At 54.5% G+C, this 15,942-nt stretch carries 13 protein-coding genes; 1 reads left to right on the top strand and 12 read right to left on the bottom strand.

Annotated features, from left to right (window positions below):
- The first annotated feature begins 183 nt into the window (after positions 1-183).
- Positions 184-714, top strand: coding sequence for a hypothetical protein (locus AC3Y2E_RS19890; RefSeq protein ID WP_190931512.1), 531 nt, complete (start codon positions 184-186; stop codon positions 712-714).
- Between the two features lie 664 nt (positions 715-1,378).
- Here the strand turns inward: AC3Y2E_RS19890 and AC3Y2E_RS19885 are convergent.
- The 12 genes from AC3Y2E_RS19885 to AC3Y2E_RS19830 all read right to left on the bottom strand — a co-directional run bounded on the left by AC3Y2E_RS19885 (position 1,379) and on the right by AC3Y2E_RS19830 (position 15,878).
- The gene (locus AC3Y2E_RS19885) at positions 1,379-1,729 is read right to left on the bottom strand and encodes a VOC family protein (protein WP_379213387.1); all 351 of its coding nucleotides are present in this window, start codon (positions 1,727-1,729) and stop codon (positions 1,379-1,381) included.
- Positions 1,730-1,773: 44 nt separating this feature from the next.
- On the bottom strand, positions 1,774-2,232 hold the full coding sequence (locus AC3Y2E_RS19880; RefSeq protein WP_379213385.1) for a VOC family protein: 459 nt from the start codon (positions 2,230-2,232) through the stop codon (positions 1,774-1,776).
- Positions 2,233-2,364: 132 nt separating this feature from the next.
- Positions 2,365-3,108 carry a histidine phosphatase family protein gene (locus AC3Y2E_RS19875; protein WP_379213383.1) on the bottom strand — a complete coding sequence of 248 codons (744 nt, stop codon included), beginning with the start codon at positions 3,106-3,108 and terminating at the stop codon, positions 2,365-2,367.
- A 619-nt stretch (positions 3,109-3,727) separates the two neighbouring features.
- A complete protein-coding gene (locus AC3Y2E_RS19870; RefSeq protein ID WP_379213537.1) occupies positions 3,728-4,792 on the bottom strand; it encodes an alpha/beta hydrolase in 1,065 nt (354 codons plus the stop codon).
- A 5-nt stretch (positions 4,793-4,797) separates the two neighbouring features.
- Positions 4,798-6,141 (bottom strand): alpha/beta hydrolase, encoded by a 1,344-nt coding sequence (locus tag AC3Y2E_RS19865; RefSeq protein ID WP_379213381.1) that lies wholly within the window; start codon positions 6,139-6,141, stop codon positions 4,798-4,800.
- Between the two features lie 25 nt (positions 6,142-6,166).
- A complete protein-coding gene (locus AC3Y2E_RS19860) occupies positions 6,167-7,081 on the bottom strand; it encodes a LacI family DNA-binding transcriptional regulator (protein WP_379213379.1) in 915 nt (304 codons plus the stop codon).
- A gap of 61 nt (positions 7,082-7,142) precedes the next feature.
- Positions 7,143-8,891, bottom strand: a complete 1,749-nt coding sequence (locus AC3Y2E_RS19855) for a glycoside hydrolase family 13 protein (protein ID WP_379213377.1) — start codon at positions 8,889-8,891, stop codon at positions 7,143-7,145.
- Positions 8,892-8,925: 34 nt separating this feature from the next.
- On the bottom strand, positions 8,926-9,804 hold the full coding sequence (locus AC3Y2E_RS19850) for a sugar ABC transporter permease (RefSeq protein ID WP_190931520.1): 879 nt from the start codon (positions 9,802-9,804) through the stop codon (positions 8,926-8,928).
- Positions 9,805-11,121 carry a sugar ABC transporter permease gene (locus AC3Y2E_RS19845; RefSeq protein WP_190931521.1) on the bottom strand — a complete coding sequence of 439 codons (1,317 nt, stop codon included), beginning with the start codon at positions 11,119-11,121 and terminating at the stop codon, positions 9,805-9,807.
- 13 nt (positions 11,122-11,134) lie between these two features.
- Positions 11,135-12,433, bottom strand: a complete 1,299-nt coding sequence (locus AC3Y2E_RS19840; RefSeq protein WP_190931522.1) for a sugar ABC transporter substrate-binding protein — start codon at positions 12,431-12,433, stop codon at positions 11,135-11,137.
- A 677-nt stretch (positions 12,434-13,110) separates the two neighbouring features.
- Positions 13,111-14,457, bottom strand: coding sequence for an ABC transporter substrate-binding protein (locus AC3Y2E_RS19835; protein WP_379213373.1), 1,347 nt, complete (start codon positions 14,455-14,457; stop codon positions 13,111-13,113).
- A 59-nt stretch (positions 14,458-14,516) separates the two neighbouring features.
- Positions 14,517-15,878: a chondroitinase-B domain-containing protein gene (locus AC3Y2E_RS19830; protein ID WP_379213371.1), complete on the bottom strand. Its 1,362-nt coding sequence runs from the start codon at positions 15,876-15,878 to the stop codon at positions 14,517-14,519.
- Positions 15,879-15,942: the final 64 nt, after the last annotated feature.

Genomic DNA, 15,942 nt, shown 5'->3' with positions numbered 1-15,942 from the left:
AAGTTCAGCAAACGCCGCCCGAAGCGTGTAGAGGTACGAACGCGATCATGACATACATGACTTAGATGATGACAAACGGTAACTGGTCGTACAAGTGAACACGATCTATGATGAATGAGGAGCTTGCGCCGTTCCGTAGCAGAACGGCAAATCTTTCACCACTCGTCGAGGAGGAACGGTTTCATGGAAGTAAAACAAATCATTAGAATTTTAGGCGTTGTTGCGCTTCTGGGAGGAATCGCACGAATCTGTATGGCGCCTTCCGCCTACATCTGGGGAGCCGACAGCATGCCGGAGCTGGTTAGCGGATTCGTCGCTTGCGTGTTGATGGGGATCGGCATCATCGGAGTTTACCTGTATCAGGCACCGCGAAGCGGTCTTCTCGGTTTGATCTCGGTGCTGCTTCTCTCCGTCAGTAGTTCGCTGACGGCAGCGCTCGTCTGGAACAACATGCTGGGTTTATTGCCAGAAGACCACAACTACATCTCAATGCTGCTGCCCATTAACTCCATTCTGACGCTGATCGGGCAGATCGTTTTCAGCCTTACAGCGATCCGTGCCCGCGTTTATCCCATTTGGAGCCTGATTTTGTTCATCGTATATCCAGGCATTTACTTTATCCCTGCTGTGTCGGATTTGGGTTCGGTCGCCTGGGGACTCTGTTACGTCGTATTTGCGCTCTACATTTTGCAAGTGCGCGCTCGCAGAGCCTGATAGGACATTCGGTGCGAAAAAAGGCCAGTCGTCTAGGGACTGGCAAAGTCCTAAAGGAGTGATAACATGGGAGCAGCGACATTTTGCTTGGTTACAATTACTCTGGCCTCTATCGTTCAAACCGTACCACCTCTCGCCGGTCACGATTCCGGTGGGGGTTAATCTGGTTACGGCCGTGCCTTTTCCCGAGGTAGGAGGCAATGTCCTATTGATCTCTTACCCATACTTGGGGTCGATCTTGATATTACGGTTCCTTGTCCGAGTGTCACAACGCAAGCTGTAGTCGTTACTCCGGTATTAACTGTAAACCTCGTTATTACCGTAACTGATTCTCCGTAATGAGAACGTTAGGGATCAGGTAGCATGCCCCCCGCTGGCTTCGGCTGGCGGGAATCTTTTGCTAGTCCGGCTTAATTTTTAATTGTTCTCTTCGCTGCGGTTGCTAACGAGCCTACGCTGGTGCGACATATAAAACAGAAGCGATATTCTGTAAATCGTTTTACAGAAAGGTATGCTTTCTGACACTCTTTGAGCATTCAAAAAGGCCGTCGAAGTAATCGACGACCTTGCATCCCCTTTACTAAGTCGATCTGCACGTTCCTCGTTTTTAACCTTTAAAATGCATTCCACATTCTCTGAGATTTCATAGTTAGTCCTATACTTTTTATTGCCACACTGTGATTACATTTCCATCTAAATCCTTTAAGTTAAAACAATTGATTTCCCTATTTATTTCGCTAACTTCCAGTCGTAATTCCTTCAACTTGTTGTAGCTTTCCTCAAGATTAGAGGTTTGGATTACAAATAAAGATTCAGAACAAGGGCTAAAGTCTTCTTTTTCGAATAATACTAATCCAACCCCCAACTGATTCGTTCTGTTCCCATCAAAACCACCAAAATTTAGTCCGAGTACTTCCGAATACCATTGTTTCGACTTTTCCAAATCTTTTACATAAATAAATACAGAAAGAATCTCTTTAGCTAATACAAAACCTCCTACGTTACTATTCACCATTTCCACTACCTCCAAATCACTATTCATTTGTCCGTGTATGACTCTTAAAGCCTTTGGTATACTTGTGGGCCTGTGGAATCAATCAGAGTGCACATAAACCAGATTTCCATCTGGATCGCAACATTCCAACCACTTCCCACATCCATCGTCAAACCGTTCGTTCGTATGCCACTGTCCCTAAGAACAGAGTATACAGCCTCTATATCATCGGTATGATAGGTAAAGACGATGGGGGATCTGCCATTGTTTTGTGAATTTGGTTTCTTAACAAGAATAATGTTTGGACCGCCATCGACTCGAATAATAGCATTGTCTTCAACGTCTTGATCGAGATGGAATGGTGGTCGTACTAAGGTGAAGCCTAATAATTCAACATAGAAATTCAATGCCTTTTTCAAATCGGAAACATGCATGTCAATGGTGATCATCGCTTTAATCTTAGCCTTATCCCGCTGGCTAAATGGACTATCGACTTTCTGAGCGACCCCAACTTCTTCAGCCATTTCATACATCTCCTCTTTAAGTTTTATCCTCGTTCTTCTTAAACGACTTTCAACGGTGATACTTGAAATAGCTGAATTTTTCGCTTTCTTTTGTTTGGGTTGAACTATGCTGCCCGTTACGGAGCTAACTTATTAGAGGTGCGGAAGGACATTCTCAAGCGTAACTTGCCATTTCCCATCACGATGCTCCACTTTATGAACACTGGTGTTGGCCGCAGGAAACGATTTGTTGGTATTGCTCCATTCCAATTTTTTTAGAACATGATAAATGACATTAATGACCCCGCCATGAGTAACTACGAGTACATGCTCACGATGATCGCTTGCTGCCTGTTCCTCGCACAATTGTTCAAACGTTTCCCGGATTCGCGTAAAAAACTCAATAGGGCTTTCGCCGCCGGGATATCGTTCATCCATCCGTAAACTTGAAAAATACAAGCCGGGGTATCGTTCATTTACGATCTCGTTCGGCATCCCGGCGATTAGGCCATTGTTCGTTTCTCTCCAGTCGCGGCTGCGATGCACCGGCAAGTCAAGGGATTGGGCAATCTCATTTGCGGTATCCAGCGCACGCTGCAAGTCGCTGCTAACGATCCGATGAATGTTGTACACATCCCGGTTTTCCTGAAGATACCGGCCAAGTTTCTCGGATTGTCTGTACCCCTCCACGATGAGTCCCCGCCCACTCCAGCCGCCGCGAAACCCGTCCTCGTCTTTACCATGCCTAACCAAGTAAATAGCCATTGTTCCCTCCTTGGGATCGTGATCGTTTTTTGCAGCTAACAACCCTCTACCGGAAGTATCACTTCCGTTATTTGTTAATCGACGCAGGAAATCGCCCCATAGCGGAAATATCGTTTCCGCTATTTCCCGCATAACCGACTGGATCAACCCAAAAAGCTAAAATAGCGGAAACCAAACTTCCGCTAAAGGCGTGAAAATTGCGGGTTTTGCGAAATTAGCGGAAGTCATACTTCCGCTGCGCCCACATCCGATAAAACCCGATAACCAGGCAGCCGTATGCTATCAGCTGGAACAGATAGGTGATGGAACCGTTCGCATAAGAAATCCACATGAGTAGTTCTCCCGGCCTCATTCCCAAGGCAGGCTTCGAGGCAGCATTGACGGAATCCATATACGTTTGGAGGATGGGCGAGAGCACCCAAGTAACAAGAAAGGAGTAGATTTTGCCGATCAGCAAAAACAGAAAAAAATAGTAGCCTCCCCGAAAGGAAAGCTTCCTGCATAAAAGAAGTCCCGCGATCCATAGCACGGAGAGCAGTATAAAAGACAAAACAGCAGACGCGACTCCAAACACAGGTACCAGAGCCAACCGATCATCCCCCCTGCGGCCGTTTCCTTTCTTATACGCTTCCAATACCTGGAAGGTTGCGCGTATCTATACAGGACCGCACACAAAAAGGCCGCCGGATCGCTCTCCGGCAGCCTCGTTACTATCCTTTTACGTTTGAACCGGAATATCCAGCCCTAGAGGTTATCCGGCGGTGACGCGAACCGTTCGGCTCGCCTGCACACCGCCGTATTCGGCGGTAATAACGGTCTCGCCGGTCGTTAGCGGCACGATCGTTCCGTCCTCCCGCACCTTCAGAACGGAACGGTCTTCGACCGTATAAACCGGCCGCAGCACCGAGTGGGTCAGTCCGTCGGCACGAACCGCAACCGGGTTCAGGCGGCAAGCCGGACCGGCCATGCTGACTTCCCCGCAGCCGCACAGCCTCAACGTATCGACAGGCGACCGCTCGTCGCCGAACAAATGAAGCAAGGGCGAAGCCAGCCGTGCGGCCCAATCATGCTCTACATGCTCCGCCTCGGCATCCAAATAATACGCCAGCTCGCTGTCCGGCGCATAACCAAGCGCAAGCAAGTGCTCGACAACGCCGCGGACGTGCTTTTCCATCACCAATGTGCCTTCGCGTCCGCCGAGATCGATCCAGATCCGGGACAGCGGCTGCTTCTCCCGGAACAGGTGCACGAGCGGCACTTCGGCCGAGCTGCTTGGGTCCACGCAATAAAAATAAGGAGACACGATAGCGAGCTTGCCGAAAACGTCCGGCCGGCGGAAGCCGATATGGTACGTCACCTGTCCGCCCCGCGACGATCCCATCAGCGCCGTATGCTCCGGACCCGGCTCGGTGCGAAACACCGCATCGATGTACGGCTTCACTTCATCGATCAGAAACGACTCATACAGCAAGCCTTTCGGCTGCACGGTTACTTTATCCTCACGATACAACACGCCGGCCAGATCGTGGGTAAACTCATCCGATCGCTCCGTCCCCCGGTTGGCGATCCCGACCACTATGATCTCTTCCATCAGGCCGAGTGAGACGAGACGGTCGACCGTTTCGTGCACGTTCCACGAATAACCGTTGAAGGCCGGATGAAATACATTTTGACCATCATGCATATACAACACCGGGTAACGCTTGGCCGTATGGTGCCGGTAGCTTGGAGGCAAATAAACGAACAGTTCTCTTGAGTTGTCCAGGCTGGCGGAATAAAAGTTTTCGATTCGCAAAAGGCTCGATCCGTTTGTCATCTCGTTCACCCCGATAAGCGCTCCGACGCCGTATCTATCCAATCTTCCACTTCATAATGCAGCACCTGCCGGCCGTCCGCCGTGAACGTCCGGTACGGAACCTCCCGGCCCCGGGCATCGACCTCGTGCCGGCCCAATCCGCGGGATATGCGGAACACGAAGGAAACGTCTCTCGGCACCTCGAACGTCCCGCCGTACCAGCCCTCGCGAAGAAGGGGCAGCTCGATGCCCGCGTACAGCTTATCTGCAGGCGGCGTGCCCTCCGGTACCTTCACGTACATCTCGACCGGAACCGTAGCAGGCACATACGGGACGACGGCAAGCTCGTGACAGGCTGTCACTGCAGAGCCGTTATACGTCATCTTCGTGCTTCCGGTCCGCTTGGGCAGCAGCCAACCGTCTGCGCTCGCTTCGACGATCCCGGGATCCGCCGCTACATAATCCGCATTCAGGTCCGTGACCATAAACCCGCTGTCGTAATGGACGACCGGGTTCAGCGCACACCTCGGCCCTTCCAGCCCGATGACGGCGGGGCCGTGCAGCTCCGCGCGGACCGGCGTACCGATCTCGCCGAAAAAGTACAGCAGCGGAGCATGGACGCGGGCGGCCCAATCCGTCTGGGAATGCCCCGAGTCGATCGCCACATGGAACATGAGATCGACTCCCGGCTGGAAGCCCGCCCGGATCAGAGTATCGGCGACATGCCGCACATGTTTTTCCATGACGGTATAACCTTCGGAATCGCCCACGTCCATCCAGATTTTCAGATCCTGCTTCTCCGTATATACCCGGCTTAACCAGCGTTCCTCCATCGTCGCCGGATCGACGCTTACGAAGAACGGACATAATGCGCCGATCATGCCGAACGTATCCGGATGACGGAATCCGATATTGTACGAGACCAGCCCGCCGGCGGACGATCCCATCAGAGCGGTATGCTCCTTGTCCGGCAACGTGCGGTATTCCCTGTCGATAAAAGGCTTCACTTCGCGAAGCAGAAACAACTCGTACAGCTCGCCCTGGTTCGTCATCCCGAACACGTCGCTCCCGTCCGGGCTTGCGTGCATATATTCGGCGATGCGCGCATCCTCGACATGGGCGACCGCAACCACGATAATTTCGCGCATGCGTCCTTCCGCAACGAGCCGGTCCACCGTAAGATGAACGTCCCACGACTCGCCCCTCCGGTCTTTGTGGAAGACGTGCTGGCCGTCGTTCATATACAAAACCGGATAACGCGCATCCGGATCGCTTCTATAACTCGGGGGCAAATAGACAAACAATTCGCGATTGTTGTTTAAAATGGCGGAATGAAACGATTCGAATGCGATCAACCGCGATAAATTCACTTGATGCCTTCCTCCTGTCCTTGTCTTACGATATAACGGGCAAATAAAGGAACTTCTCCGGACTGCTGTGATCCGCATCGTGAATATTGCGGTCCATCATATCCACAATCCGCTTGTAATCGCCCAGATCGAACGTTACCTTGGCGATCCGCTCCGCCAGCATTTCCGGACAATCGCTTGTGCATATAGCGACGATCCGGTCGTGAGTCCGCGCTGCTTCGCCTGCCAGAAATTCGTTGACGACGATTCCCGGACTGCCGGGGTACTTGGCCAAAAAAGCGTTCAGCCCTTCGGCCCCCTCATATACGTGAATCCGTTCCTCGTCCATACCCGACAGCCGCTTGATTTGCCCGACAAGCAGCGAATCGTTATACGCGTCCAGCACGAGGAACTGCGGCTCTTCGCCAAGTTTCTCCCGCGCGGTCCGGAAGCCGGCCGCGAAGTCGGGAAGCACTTTATGGAAGATCGTATCTTCGATATGGCTGTCGATCGCAAAGACGGGGATGCCGAATCCGAAGTAGCGGGAGATCGTCGCAAACCGCTCCTGGTCCACGTTCATCAGAAACACCCCGTCCAGATTCCGCTCCCGGATCATGTCATAGGATGGAGCGTCCCCTTCGATCTGCATGAAGATCGTATGGTAGCCGAGCTGGCCGCACAGCCGTTCGATCCGGTATAACGTTTTGACGTACTTCAGCTCCGACCAGCGGTGGGGCTGCAAATCTTTGAACAATAAAATCCCGATCAGCCCGGTTTTCTGCAGCTTCAGCGAACGGGCGCTCCGGTTCGTCACATACTGGAGCTGCTGGGCGATCTTCAATACTTTGACCCGTGTTTCGTCGGAGATCGATTGGGTTTTGACGTCGTTCAAAATATAGGAGACGGTGGCAATCGACACGTTGGCCGCCTTAGCAATATCTTTGATTGTCGCTTTTTTCATCTCAAATCTGCCGCCTTTGCTTAAACGTTTCAGTCGATTTAATCACACGCCATCCGATTTGTCAATCGCTCCCGGCCGCTGCGATCAGCACGTGCCAGCCGAACGGAGGCAAGGTGACGTTCGCCTCCTTCTCCGCGATCTGAACGACGCCGTTCCCCCATACCGGAACGGGCGAAACGGGCGGCTCGACGGCAAACACGAGATGAGCCGGAGCGGCGTCATGATTGAAGCACACGTACACGTCCCCGCTGGCATGAGTTCTCCGCACGACCAATTGGCGGCCCCGGGCATACAGCCAGTCGAACGAGCCTTCCTGCAGGGCGGGGTGCGACTTGCGCAGCGAGACGAGGCGGCGGTAAAAGTCGAGAAGCTGTGCGTTTTGCCACTGCGGGTCCCATACCATCGGCCTCCGGCAGTCCGGGTCGGGCCCTCCCTGCATTCCCGTCTCGTCACCGTAATACACGCACGGCGTCCCAGGCAGTATAAATTGAAACAGCGCGGCCTGTTTCCCTTTCCGCTCGTCCCCGGCGACCGTAAGCAGCCTCGGGGTATCGTGGCTTCCGACGATATTAAAAGCCGCCTCGTTCACTTGCTGCGGATAGCCGGCCAGCAGCCGGTTGATCCGATCCGCTAACGTCTCGGCATCGATCTCGCCTTTGGCAAAAAACTGCAGCACCGCCTCCGTCGCCGGATAGTTCATCACCGCATCGAACTGGTCGCCTCTCAGCCACGGCATCGCATCGTGCCAGATTTCCCCCAGAATATACAGATCCGGCTTCAACGACTTCAACGTCTTGCGGAACTGCCGCCAAAACCCGTGGTCGACCTCGTTCGCCACGTCCAGTCTCCATCCGTCGATATCGCACTCCTTGACCCAATACTGCGCCACGTCCAGCAAATAATCGCGCACTTGCGGATGAGCCGTATTCAGCTTCGGCATGTGCGATTCGAAGGCGAAGCAGCGATACGACGGGCGCGGCTCCCTCGTCAGCGGATATTCGTCGATATGGAACCAGTCCCGGTAAGCCGACGCCTCCCCCTTCTCCAGCACGTCCTGAAAAGGCGCAAACCAAAAGCCGCTATGGTTAAACACCGCATCGAGGACGACGCGGATGCCGCGTTCGTGGAACGCCTGCACGAGCCGCTTCAACAGCTTGGCGTCTCCGAAATGGAGGTCTATCCGCAGATAGTCCGACGTATCGTACTTGTGGTTCGTACGCGCCTCGAAGAGCGGAGTAAAATAGACCGCGTTGACGCCGAGCGACTGGATATAGTCGATCCGGTCCAGCACCCCCTGCAGATCTCCGCCGTAATAATCGTGCGGTCCCGGATCGTCCTGATCCCAAGGCCGGACGCCTGCCGGGTCGTTCGCCGGATCGCCGTTGGCAAACCGTTCTGGAAATATTTGATAAAAAACGGCCCGCTTGACCCACTCCGGCGGCTTCAACACCTCGCTCGGCCACAGAAACGGGTAGTCGAAGCAGGACAACGGATCTTGCGGCTTCCGCTCCGAGAATCCCTGCTCCGTATACCACAGCTTGCTTGTGCCGGACACCAGCTCGAACGCGTAGCGGAGCCGGCCGTGCGGAGGCGTCAGCTCGGCCTGCCAATAATCGAACAGCTCGTCGCTGGCGATCTTGTGCAGCTGTTTCTCCTTCGCGGTGTGATCCCAATCGTATTTGTCTCCGTATAAAGCTTTGACAGTCCGCAGATCGCCTTTTTTGGCGCGCAGCCGAATGTGGACCGTCCGGTCGTCATAGGCGTAACAATAACTGTCCGTCGACCTGTGATAGATCGCTTCGACGTGCATGGCGCACTCCCCCATCCTCCAAATACCGGCTTCGTCAGCCTTTGTCGGCGCCGGCCGCGAGCCCGCCGATCAAATATTTCTGAAAATACATGTACAGCAGCGTAATCGGCAATGCGACAAGCACGGCCCCGGCGGCAAATACGGTAAAACTGGAATTCGTCTCGTTGGCGACCATATTGTACAGCCCCTGGGCCAGCGTCATCTTCTCCGACGACCTCAAGACGATTTGCGGCAAGATGAAATCCATGAACGGCGTAATAAAGCTGTTCAGCGCCACAAACGTCACGGCAGGCAGCGACAAGGGGACAATAATTTTGAAAAACGTGTCCTTATGGGTAGCGCCGTCCAGAAAAGCCGCTTCCTCCAGGTTGCGCGGGATCGTATCGAAATGGCCCTTCATCACCCACGTTCCCATCGAGACGGCCCCTCCGGCGTATATGAGCACGATGCCCAGATGCGTATCGAGCATTTTCGTTTGCAGCAGCAGCACGAAAATCGCCATGATCGACAAGAAGCCCGGGAACATTTGCAAGACGAGCAAGGTCATGAGTCCTTGCTTCCTGCCCTTGAAGCGGAAACGGGAGAAGGCATAAGCCGTTATCGCCACCAATGCCGTCGACAAGACGGCGTTGCACACCGCGATCTTGATCGTATTGCCGTACCACAGCACAAAATCGGTATCGCCGATCAGCTCGGCATAATGGCCGAACGTCGGATTCGCCGGGAACATGCTGCTGACCAGTAGTCCGGTGCCGGGATTCAGCGACGTCCCGATCACCCATACGATCGGATATACGATCGCCGCGAGCAGCAGTGCGAACACCGCGTAGATGCCGGTTAAGATCAGCTTCTCCCGGAACTTCGCCGAATTTGCGCGTATTCCGTCTCGTCCATTGTTTTTCAGCTTCGACATTCAGACCAAATCCTCTTCTCGGGTAGACTTCATCCGCCTGTAATTCCATAACGAGAAAGCCGCGATAAACACAAACATAATAATGGAGACGGCCGAGGCCATGTTGAACTGGCTCTGGTTCAGCGTCATCTTGTAAATCCACGAAATCAATATATCGGTGCTCCCCGCATAGTAATAGCCGGGATGGTCCGGACCGCCGTCCGTCAGCAAGTAAATCAGGTTGAAGTTGTTGAAATTAAACGCGAACTGCATAATGAGAATCGGCGCGGTAGCCGCCAGCACGAGCGGCAGCGTAATGCCGACGAACTTCTGCCGTCCCGACGCCCCATCCACTTCCGCCGCTTCGTACAAATCGCGGGGCAGCGTCGTCAGCACTCCCGACATCAGAGCCATCAGAAACGGAGTCGAAAACCACAGGTTGACCAGCACGATCGTCACTTTCGCCATCAGCGGGTCGGATAGCCACGGAACAGCCGGGATACCCAGCTTCATCAGCATATCGTTTACCGGGCCGAACGACCCGTTGAGTAACACCCGGAACACGAGAATCGAGATAAATTGCGGCACCGCCCAAGGCAAAATGAACATGGTTCTCCAAAACCGCTTGAACCGGATGCCCGGGTAATTCACCATCAGCGCCAGCAGCAGCCCGCCGAAAAACACCGATACGGTCGAAGCGGCGGCCCAAGCGATGTTCCAGACGGATATGCCGAGAAAGGTCGAGCGCCAAGCTTCCTGCGTGAACAAATCGGTGAACGTCCGCAGCCCTACCCAGTCCACCAGCGCCCGGTCGGGAATATGGGCGGGAGCGGAATAATTCGTAAAGGCGATCAGCACGTTAAACGTCAGCGGTATGACGGTGACGAACAGCGCGAAGCCGCAGGCGGGCAGCAAGAGCAAATAAGGCAGATGCCGGAACTTCGCCGTCCGGAACGAATCGATAAGACCGGGAACGCGCCGTCCTTCGTCACGAAGCTCCCCGTTTTTGCGGGCGTCATAAATATTCAGCGCATAAAAGCCGACGAACAGCAGGACGATGACAAGCGTGATGAGACCGCCTATCAGCAGGAAGATGGAATGGTCGCCTTGAACGATTTTGCCTCCGACGATGCGGGTAGGCGCTTTCCCCAGCGTAATCAGTCCGGCAATTCCTTTGAAAGCGATCGGATAATAAGTCCAGAACAACAGCTGCGCCGCCGTCATGAACAGCAGGCCTTTGCCGTATTGCCTGTTGTACAGCTGACCGAGCCCGATCAGCAGCGCGGATAATAAGCCAGCCTTCGTCCGGTACCGCCCGGCTCCTTGTGTCAAGTTCATACGTGTAACCGCCTTACTTCGTCGTCTTGATTGCTGTTTTGATCTGCTCGACCGCATTGTTCAGAGCGATGCGCGGGTCCTGATTGGAGTTCCAGAGCGAGGAAAGCGCAGCGCCCGCCGGCACCCATACGTTGCCCATTTCCGGAATCGACGGCATCGGAGTGGAGTATTTCGCCTGCTCCAGGAAAGCCGAAGCGTTCGCGTCCTGGGTAAGAATCGGATCTTCCATCATATCTTTTCTCGGCGGCAATTGCTTGGTCATCTCGAACCGTTTCGTCAGATTCGGCTTGTTCGTCGCATAACTCGCAAACAGCTTGGCCGCAGCCGGATATTTCGTATACGAATTGACGTACAAGCCGCGGATGCCGGAGAAGCTGATCGGGTGCTGGCCGTTCGGCAGCAGCGGCAGCGGAGCGACGCCGTATTGGAAGTTGACCTGGGTCAGGCTCGATTGCAGCCACGGCCCGTTAATAACCGCCGCCGTTTTCCCTTCCTGGAAAAAGCCCGTAATGATATTGTCGTTGATGTCGTTCGTATTTAACGGCAAAATCTGCTTAAGCGATTGGATATAGGATGCGCCTTCGACCGCTTTTTCATTGTTCAGCCCGATATCGCCCGCATCGGTTCCTTTGCTCCCGAACACGTAACCGCCGTAACCGGCCAGGAACGAGTAAGACTGGTACAATTGGCCGACGTTCCACATGAAGGCGTATTTTTTGTTTTTCGGGTCGTTGTACCCGGCGGCGAACTTGACGATATCTTCGTACGTTTTCGGAGGGGCCGCCATCAGGCTTTTGTTGTAATACAGCGCGTACGTATCGATGGCCGTCGGAAATCCGTACAAAGTCCCTTTGTTGCTCACCCCGTCGATGGCCGACTCCATGTATTCGCCCCTCGCCGCCTCATCGAATACGTCGTTTTGCAAAACAAGCCCGGCCAGCACGGCATTCCCCAATTGATCGTGCGGAGCGGCGAATACGTCAGCCCCGAGGCCGGCCGGACCGTCCGTCGTCAGCTTTTTCACCGAGTCGATCGCGGGTACGGGCTCCACCTTCACCTTGACCCCGTATTCTTTCTCGAATTGCTCTGCGATCGCTTTCAAATAGTCCAGCTCCGGGCCCTTCGATTCCCATACGAGCAGTTGCGCTCCCGCCTCCGGTTTCAACCCACCCTCCCGCTTGACGGTTTCGTCCGCAGGACGGCTTTGCCCTTGATCCGCCGGCGGGCTGGCCTTGCTGCCGCAGGCGGCCAAAAGCGCAAGGCTGGAAATAACGGCGACCGAGGTGAAAAGATGCAATCGTTTGAACAACATACGTTTCCCCCTTGTTTATCATACTTAATCGTTTAAGTGAAGTTGGTACTGAAACGTTTAAGTATTAATTTGCCCCTATCTTATCGCGCTCTAACGGGAAAGTCAATGGAAAATAAAGGGGGATGCGCCGCAGTTGGCTTTGCTTTCGGACAGTAAGCGTCCCGCTTGGCTGAACCCGAGTATACATGCCGGTTCCCAAACGAATTAAGAGTCTTTTGCACCCGCTATTTCCGGCAGATTGGGCAGAATGAAGCGAATAAAGGCGGTTTGCACCTCTTATTCCAACCATCTGACGGGGTCTGCGCCCTATTCGCGGATTATAGCAGCTTCAAACCGCTCTTATTTCCCCATTCAAGCTGGTTTCGGACCAAATAAAGGGTACAAACCGCTCTTAATCGGCTCTCGGCTCTTCCCCGTCCATGAGCAGGGAAGTACAAGGCCACACGCCCGCCGCTCTCCCGTGATATATGCCCGCTGCCGCGTAAGCGGCTAGCGCCTTATTGCAAGCAAAACATGCCCATCCCAGCCCAGCTTCGCTGCACCCTTATCCGTTTTGACCTCTACTAGAAAAGGCAGCCTATCGTTTAGGATAAGCTGCCAGCCGTATTTTCATTCACAGGATCGAATCCCTTGCCAGGTTCATCCTATCGGCTTTCGCACTTCAAGCCGTCGCTTGCTTATTTCGCTGCCGTAGCGGTTATCGCCTGGTCGGTCGCTTCCGCCGCTTGGCGCAGCGCCGTATTGACATCGCTGCCGCTCGCGTATTTGTTAAGCGCATTCAAAATTTCTTTGTCGGCGGCATCCTGGAATTTCGTTTTCGTCGTCGCAGGGGCGAACGATTGCGGCATGAGCGACTTCACGTTTTTGCCCACATAGATCGGGTTCGTTTTGCCGAAGTCCTCCATCAGTTTGGACGATTCGCGCACGACCGGGAAGCTTCCTTTTTCCGTCAGCCATTTCTGGTATTCCAGCGAGGTAACGTAGTCCATCACCTGGAAGGCGGCATCGCGTTTTTTGCTCATATTCGTCAAATAAAAGTAGTTCGGATACGCCTGGGGCCCTGCATTGCGCTTGTCCGCGAACACCGGCAGCTGCACCGCATCCCAGTTCATCGCGCCGAACGATACGGCCGATCCGCTGAGCGACAAGAACATCGCGATATCCTGCACTTTGTAGAAGTCGTCCCGCTGCGAACCGAGCGCAAACTTGTTATTAGGCAGCTCGTTGCCTTGTATCCGGTAAAACCGTGCCAGGTTTTCAAAGGATCGGACAAAGCCATCCTGCAAAAACGCCGCTTTGTTCGTTTTCTTATCCACATGGGGAGCGGACAATTGGTTCAGGAACAGCACATGCTGGAACGCCATCGTCAGCCCGCGGTATTTGACCCCGCCGTCCTGACGCGTCATCTGCTGCGCCAGGGCAAACGTCTCGTCCCACGTCATGCCGTCCTTCGGATAACCGACGCCGAACTTATCGAACAGGTCTTTGTTGTAGAACAGCGCCGCAGACGTATTGGTTACCGGCAATCCGTAGATGCCGCCGTCGGCCAAATCCCGCTGAATATCGACCAGAGACGTCTCGAGACGGGTCAAGTCGTAGCCGTACTTCTTGATCAGATCGCTAATATCGCTCTCCAGCCCGTAATTCAGCAGGAAGGCGGGCGTCAGCCCGATGGAGGCCATCAGAATATCGATTTGCTGACCCGTTGTCAGCAAGTTGGGCAGCGTCTGGCTGTTTTCTTGCGTCACGAATTTGAGCGTGTAGTTCGGAAATTTCTTCGCAATCGGATTGCCGTACTCTTCCATAAACCGCTCTTGCGTCCAGCCGTTCGACGTGTTGTAAAAGACGAGCTCGGTCGGTTCGCTGGCGATCCGGGCCGCTTCTTCCTTGGCCGACGGAGCTCCTCCCGCCCCTTCCTTGTTGGCGTCGGCGCTTGTGGCCGTGCCGTCATTGCCGCATCCGGCGAGCAATAGTGCCATACATCCTGCTGCGATAAGCGATGTGCGCGTGCGTGTCCTGTTCATTGATCTGCCCCTCTCTGTTTTGGAACGAACTCCCCTATGCCCTTACCCTTGGCTAACGATTAACGTATGACTGGCTCCGGCCGCTTCCAGGCGGTCCCCGTTCGGCTGTCCCGGCTCCCCAGCGGCTCCTCGCCCCAGAAGTCCGAGGGCGAAGGAAAAACCGGTTCGGCTGTAATCGTAAATGCAATCGCCGCAGGGTCGCCAGCAGTGACGCTTCCCCGGTTGAGCCGGTCAATCCCGAACGTGCGATTGCCCTTAAACGTTGCCATCGACGGATCAAATGCCAGCGCTTGCTCGTGCATCGTGAAGTCTTTCGCTCTGACGGACGAAAGATACACGTCGTTGTTCTCGATCCGCAGCGCGGTCGGCAGCAGCGGCCACTGATCCGACTTGTAGTTGCGTCCGAAGACGAACGCCGCTTCGCTGGGCCGCACGATGATGTTGTCCGTAATAAGCGAACGGTCGGACTGGTAATACGGAGCGGCGACCTGCTCTTTCTCGCCGGTCTTCGTGTCGGCTGCCGGGAACTGGATGCCGATCCGGCCGCCTGCCAGGTAATTGCGCGCGATCGTCTGATCGTACCCGTACGAGCGAATGCCTTTCTCCGCATTTTCGAAATAGTTGTCCCGAATCGTATTGCCCGCCCCCAGACGGATCGTCAATCCGGACGGACTGTTCAGAAACGAATTGCGATAGATCGCGTTGCCGCTCGTTTTGACGCTGATAATCTCATCCAGGTCGCCTGCAACATGCTCGAAGACGTTCTCATACACTTGAGTCCGGTGGACGACGTGCACATCGCGCCCCTGCCCCAATTGAACCGCTTCCATTCCGTTCGTTTTGTTGTACACGCTTTTTACCGTCGGAATGTCGTAAAACAAATTGGCGTAGATCCGATTGTCGGTGTTGTTCACGTCATCCGGCGTATGCCCGTTGTAGGTCGCCACCGACTGCCCGTAGCTTTGATCGAACGTATTGTGATGAATCTCGTTGCGGGCCGAACCGTTGCGAATGCCGACGATCTTGCTCGTGGGGGTGCGTCCGTTGCGGTAAAAGTAGTTCTCCGTAACGTGGACGTCAGAAGACCCATCCAGCACGACGCTGTTGTCCGACGTTACGGCGTCGAACCAAAAACCGCTTAGCACGACATGCCAGCTGCCGCGAATCGTGACAAGCGAAGCTCCCGTCAAGCGGACGCCGCCGTCTTCCCGGGCCCGGATCGCCACAGGACCTTCGCCCTTGTAGGTCCAGACGAATTGCCGGTCTGCATAAGTACCCGAAGCGACCCAGATCGTCTCGCCCGCTTGCGCTTGATCCAGGGCGTCCTGCACCCGATCTATCGCCACAGGCTGCGCGTTCCCGGGAAGCTCCGCCGCCGCTTGCGGGTTGATCCGCCCGCGTCGTTCTTGACTCGTGTTCATGTGCTCCGCCTCCTGAATGTGCTCTGCTTCCCTTATCGGCGGAGACGACGTGCAGGAGACGAGC

The organism is Paenibacillus sp. MAH-35 (assembly GCF_058135425.1).
Note: the sequence above shows the minus strand (reverse complement) of the source record. Positions and strands in the feature narration are given on the sequence as shown.

Coding starts and splice junctions, on each gene's coding strand:
- AC3Y2E_RS19860 (WP_379213379.1), bottom strand. CDS start 7,081: ATGAAAAAAGCGACAATCAAAGATATTGCTAAGGCGGCCAACGTGTCG.
- AC3Y2E_RS19840 (WP_190931522.1), bottom strand. CDS start 12,433: ATGTTGTTCAAACGATTGCATCTTTTCACCTCGGTCGCCGTTATTTCC.
- AC3Y2E_RS19885 (WP_379213387.1), bottom strand. CDS start 1,729: ATGGTGAATAGTAACGTAGGAGGTTTTGTATTAGCTAAAGAGATTCTT.
- AC3Y2E_RS19875 (WP_379213383.1), bottom strand. CDS start 3,108: ATGCGGGAAATAGCGGAAACGATATTTCCGCTATGGGGCGATTTCCTG.
- AC3Y2E_RS19850 (WP_190931520.1), bottom strand. CDS start 9,804: ATGTCGAAGCTGAAAAACAATGGACGAGACGGAATACGCGCAAATTCG.
- AC3Y2E_RS19855 (WP_379213377.1), bottom strand. CDS start 8,891: ATGCACGTCGAAGCGATCTATCACAGGTCGACGGACAGTTATTGTTAC.
- AC3Y2E_RS19845 (WP_190931521.1), bottom strand. CDS start 11,121: ATGAACTTGACACAAGGAGCCGGGCGGTACCGGACGAAGGCTGGCTTA.
- AC3Y2E_RS19880 (WP_379213385.1), bottom strand. CDS start 2,232: ATGGCTGAAGAAGTTGGGGTCGCTCAGAAAGTCGATAGTCCATTTAGC.
- AC3Y2E_RS19890 (WP_190931512.1), top strand. CDS start 184: ATGGAAGTAAAACAAATCATTAGAATTTTAGGCGTTGTTGCGCTTCTG.
- AC3Y2E_RS19870 (WP_379213537.1), bottom strand. CDS start 4,792: ATGACAAACGGATCGAGCCTTTTGCGAATCGAAAACTTTTATTCCGCC.
- AC3Y2E_RS19835 (WP_379213373.1), bottom strand. CDS start 14,457: ATGAACAGGACACGCACGCGCACATCGCTTATCGCAGCAGGATGTATG.
- AC3Y2E_RS19830 (WP_379213371.1), bottom strand. CDS start 15,878: ATGAACACGAGTCAAGAACGACGCGGGCGGATCAACCCGCAAGCGGCG.